General features: G+C 30.6%; 4 protein-coding genes. All 4 read right to left on the bottom strand.

Features of this window, described 5'->3' with window-relative positions; genetic code table 11:
- Positions 1 to 435: 435 nt before the first annotated feature.
- Positions 436 to 1,503, bottom strand: a complete 1,068-nt coding sequence (locus tag CD127_RS06790; protein ID WP_103298850.1) for an Mrp/NBP35 family ATP-binding protein — start codon at positions 1,501 to 1,503, stop codon at positions 436 to 438.
- Between the two features lie 144 nt (positions 1,504 to 1,647).
- Positions 1,648 to 3,099: an MDR family MFS transporter gene (locus tag CD127_RS06785; protein WP_103298849.1), complete on the bottom strand. Its 1,452-nt coding sequence runs from the start codon at positions 3,097 to 3,099 to the stop codon at positions 1,648 to 1,650.
- A gap of 81 nt (positions 3,100 to 3,180) precedes the next feature.
- Entirely contained in the window at positions 3,181 to 3,648 is a 468-nt protein-coding gene (locus CD127_RS06780) for a SepA family multidrug efflux transporter (protein ID WP_103366207.1), read from the bottom strand.
- A 256-nt stretch (positions 3,649 to 3,904) separates the two neighbouring features.
- A complete protein-coding gene (sdrM, locus tag CD127_RS06775; protein ID WP_103366206.1) occupies positions 3,905 to 5,245 on the bottom strand; it encodes a multidrug efflux MFS transporter SdrM in 1,341 nt (446 codons plus the stop codon).
- Positions 5,246 to 5,309: the final 64 nt, after the last annotated feature.

The following is a 5,309-nucleotide window of genomic DNA, read 5'->3' as shown; positions in this document are numbered from 1 at the left end:
ATTAGCTCATAAAACTAAATAGTGTTTGTAACTTAAAGTTACATTTATTGGAATTAACGTTGACATATTGTCATTCAGTTTTCAATGTTCATTTTAAAAACAATCTCTTTTATTATATAACTTTTATTTTTAAAAGTCAATAACTTTTTTGATTACTTTTATTATTTTAAATCATCATTTCGAGCTTTGCAATGGTAAGTTTTACACCTTTTTAACAAACTCTTAATAGAATTTACATTCTTTTTGACGACTTTTATATCTTATCAAATTGAAAGATGTAAGTCAATAACAATTTAAAATATTTTTTTGTTGTTGAACAACTGTTGTACTTCTGTTGCTCACAAAAAATTATTCTACCAGGTTTTTAAAAAATTGCAATAGAAAAAACGCATAAAATCTAATATTTTATGCGTTTATATTACACTTTTTTAGTTTTTATTTCTTAATAGTAGATGCAATTACTTTTTGAGCTATTTGTTTATAGATTTTACCTAAACGATCATCTTCTTGATAAATAGATGGAGAAAAGTCTACTGGATTCCAAGTAGGCTGTTCTAGAGGTAACTCTCCTAATAGTTGCGTATTTAATTCATCAGCTAATTTGCGGCCTCCGCCTTTTCCAAATACATATTCTTTGTTGCCAGTTTCTTTACTTTCAAAGTAACTCATATTCTCAATTACACCTAAAATTGAATGTTCAGTATGTTTAGCCATAGCACCAGCTCTTGCTGCAACAAATGCTGCTGTTGGATGAGGTGTTGTTACAATAATCTCTTTACTACTTGGTAACATTGAATGAACATCTAATGCTACATCTCCTGTTCCTGGAGGTAAATCAAGTAATAAATAATCAAGTTCTCCCCACTTAACTTCTACAAAGAAATTCGTCAACATTTTACCTAACATTGGACCACGCCAAATCACTGGCGCATTCTCTTCTACAAAGAAAGCCATAGAAATTACTTTTACTCCGTGGCGTTCTACTGGAATAATTGTTTTACCTTCAACGCCTGGTTTCTCATCAATGCCCATCATATCAGGAACACTGAAACCATAAATATCAGCATCAACTAAACCTACTCTTTTGCCTTCACGAGCTAAAGCAACTGCTAAGTTAACAGCAACTGTTGATTTACCTACGCCGCCTTTACCAGAGGCAATAGCTATAAACTCAACTGGATTATCTTTTGATAATAATCCTTCAATTGTTTTAGGTTGTTCTTTCTTTTTACCTGTATATTGTTCAACTTTATCAGCAGGTAGTTCTTCGAAACGTATACCTACTGTGTTTGCTCCATTTTCTTTAAGTGCTTTAACAATTGCCATTTGTAAATCTAATTGTGGTTGTCCTCCTAATTGGGCAATCGCAACTTTAACACTTACATGTTCAATTTCTTCTTTTGTTTTAACTTCGACAATACCATCTGTTTCTTTAAGAGGCACATCGATAATTGGATCTTTTAATTCTCCAACTATTTCTTTTACTTGATCTACCGTTAACAATGTAAATCCCCCTTAGCATTCTTTATATGTATATTTTAACAAATATGCACATACCTTGTGACTATCTTATTTAGTATATTATTTTTAATTAAACAAAAAAAGAAGTTAGCTCATTATTTCATACTAACTTCTTTAATCAAAACATTATAAATCACGTGTGTTTTTATTTTTTTGTGAAGGATGTCTATCTTCTTTAATAAATAATGCGAATACAAATCCTATTATTACTAATACAGAAACAATAGCAAATGATAAATCGACACCTGCTGCAACGCTTTGACGTTGAAGTATTTCTTTACTTACATGTTGAGTTGAATCAGGGCTTAATAATTTAGCGCCCATACTCATAAATGTAACCATTAATGCTGTACCTAATGAACCTGCCATCACACGACCAAAGTTCATAATTGCAGTACCATGTGAGATGTCTTTATTTTCCAAAGCATTAATACCTGCTGTATTAATAGGCATCATTAAAAGTGATACAGCAAACATTCTTATAGCATACACAATAACTAATAAAGTATATGAGGTATCGTATTTTAAGAAAGCTAAGAAAATTGTAGTAATAGTTAATATAGTAAATCCAGTTAATATTAATATTCTTGGTCCATATTTATCATAAATTTTGCCGGTATAAATTGACATTAATCCATTTAATAATGCGCCTGGCATAATAACCATGCCGGACATAAATGCTGAAAGACCTAAACCATCTTGTACAAATAATGGAATAAGTAAGGCCGGACCAACCATCGACATCATTACAATCATTGAAGTGATAGTACTAAATGTAAATATTTTACTTCTAAACACCCATAAATTTAATAAAGGGTTAGAAATCGTTAATTGTCTTCTTATAAATATACCTACGATAATAATACCTACGATAAATGAAATAATTACAATTGGATTTGTAAAACCTATATTCCCTGCACTACTAAAGGCATATAGCATTAATCCAAAGCCTAATGTTGAATAGACTACAGAACGTTTATCCAATTCTGTTTGTTTTGTTTCATTATAACTTGATAAGGAAATCGCGCCGAAGATATATCCAACTAAAGAAATTCCGACAACTACTATAAAGGGTACTCTCCAACTTGTATGATCAATGATTAATCCTGAAAATGTAGGACCAATTGCTGGAGCAAATTGAATAACTAAACCTGCAAGTCCCATTGCGAAGCCACGTTTTTCTTTTGAGAATAACGTAAATAATGTGAATTGCATAAGAGGCATAATAATACCAGCGCCCATCGCTTGAATCACTCTAGCAACCATTAATGTGCCGAAGTTAGGCGCAATCGCTGCAATAATAGAACCAACTAAGAACGTTCCCATTGAAACTAAATAAAGTGGTTTGGTTTTAACTCTATCCATTAAATATGCTGTTAAAGGAATCATCGTTCCGTTAACTAGCATAAAGCCTGTCACTAACCATTGCGCTGTGTTCTCAGAAGTGTGCAATTCTCTCATAATATGAGGTAACGCCGTATTTAATAGTGTTTGATTTAAAATGGCTATAAATGCACTTAAGAGCATAACGGCAACGATTAAATTTCTTTTATGCTTCGATATTTCAATATTTGCCATTGCTAATAATCTCCTTTTACTTAATCAGTGCTTAAATATTCAAACAAACATTCTTTCTCTCCGCAAATTAAATGCTTATATCTATTTATTTTCATTTAAATTTTCACTATCTGGATAAAATATAATTTTAAAAATATATAGTAAGCCGATAATGACTGCAATTACCCAAAATTCAATTTTTATATATACGTAATGTACATGAATAATAAAGTAGAACATCACTGTAGTAACAACATATGAAATCAAGTGGTAAGTTGCACCGTTAAAATATGGATTATTTGGTAATTGTTTTCTAAAATAATCCATCAAATGTTCAATCGCAAATAAAATAAAATAGCCAAAAACGATGTAACTACCATAATAGAGCAAGTTGTCAAAAAAGCTCTTATTATATGTGAAATACCCTAACTTTAAAAAAATAAGGATTCGACTTATCCCAAATAAACCAAATCCTAGAAACGTTAAAAATATTCCACCTGAAATTATAAATATAGCGAGGACAACAATTGTCACAACAATATTATTAAATTTATTTTTTAAAAAACGCATTAATATTGCCCTCCTATTTTAGTTTTACACGCATATTTTATCACTTATGATAGTCAATATAAAATTTAAAGAGTTTAAACTAACGGTATATAACACTTACCCAAGTAAATTAATTCTACGTTAAAGTAATTCATTTTCTTACTTAAGGATCATGATTGCAAAATAAAAAAGCAACCAGTGATTAATTCAGATTGAACGAATTCACTGGTTGCCCGATATTAAATAATAAGTGTTTTCAAATTAACATTTATACGCATTATTGTGCACTTTGTGGATTATTTTTATACAATGTAGTCCAAATAATAATTAAGACTATTGATACCAATGACACTGCACCAAGTATGTTGTGTAAATTACCATCTAATAATCCGGTAGACATAGCGTATAAATAACCCATTATTGTAGAGCCAATAGATGAACCTAAATTTTTAGTTAACGCGTAAAACGACATCATTTTCTTCATATGATTCGAACTTGTTTCTTCTTGTACGATGACGCTGTCTTTTGTATAAACAAATCCAAAGCTTAAACCTGCTAATATAACTGTTCCCGCTATTAGAAGTGGAGCATTTGAACCAAAGATTAAAATGATACTACTCACTAATAATAAAGTGAAAGCTCCTATATATAATGCTTTTCTAGATAATTTAGCTTCAATTCTAGCTAAATTAAAATTTAAAGTAAGCCATGCTACTGATAAAGGGAAGATGACTAAAACACTTTGTAATGGAGATAAATTCAAATGATCTTGAAGATAAACAGGAATATATAAGTTATACCCCATTAAACATACCGCAGTTAGTAAATCAGTAATAAATACTAAAGATACTGAACGATTAAATTCAGCTATAGGGATAAATGGATGTGCAGTTTTATTTTCAAATTTAAATAACATGACGGCTACAATAATAGCTAAAATAAAGGCTACTAAATTTAAAGTAAGCATTGATTTATTTAAAATACTAAACATTAATAAACCAATAAAGATATAGAAGAGAGATAAGCCTTTCACATCAAAGCGACCTGCTTGTACTTCTGTTTCTTCTGAAAAGTGAAATGTAAGGAATGCTAAAATAATGGCGATGATTGCAATTGGGATATTGATAAAGAATAACCAATGCCATGTCGCAAATTCTAAAATACCTCCTCCAAGTAAGGGACCAATAATACTAGAAATACCCCATACACTACCTACGATGCCCATAATTTTATAACGAAAAGGAATTTCAAAAGCGAGTTTCGGAACGATTTGTGTTAATGACATCATGACCCCTGCGCCAATGCCTTGAATAGCTCTTGAAGCAATAAGCATATAAAATGTGCCACTCATACCTGACATTAAACTACCAATACCAAATAAAAGTAACCCTACCATTGCAATATATAAAATTTTAAATCGAGTTAATAGTTCACCTACAATAGGATTCGCAACTACTAAAGCGATAAAATAAACAGTGAATACTAAAGATATTTCAGGCCCTGCATGTAAGTCTTTACGTATTGTTGGCATAGCTAATGAAATAATTGAACTTTCAATCGCAGCCATAAACATTGTTAAGACTAACGTAACTACAATGCCTATAGATTTAACATTCATCTATTCGACCTCCTTAATTTAAAAGATATTTTTTAAAAGTCATGTAATAGCATAATCTTAGATG

This window comes from Staphylococcus petrasii, from assembly GCF_002902565.1.
GTDB classification, from domain to species: Bacteria; Bacillota; Bacilli; order Staphylococcales; family Staphylococcaceae; genus Staphylococcus; species Staphylococcus petrasii.
This window is presented reverse-complemented; position numbering and strand designations above follow the sequence as displayed.

What these genes read in the sequence shown, in the direction of transcription:
- CD127_RS06785 (WP_103298849.1), bottom strand. Translation starts at nt 3,099, where the DNA reads ATGGCAAATATTGAAATATCGAAGCATAAAAGAAATTTAATCGTTGCC.
- CD127_RS06780 (WP_103366207.1), bottom strand. Translation starts at nt 3,648, where the DNA reads ATGCGTTTTTTAAAAAATAAATTTAATAATATTGTTGTGACAATTGTT.
- sdrM (WP_103366206.1), bottom strand. Translation starts at nt 5,245, where the DNA reads ATGAATGTTAAATCTATAGGCATTGTAGTTACGTTAGTCTTAACAATG.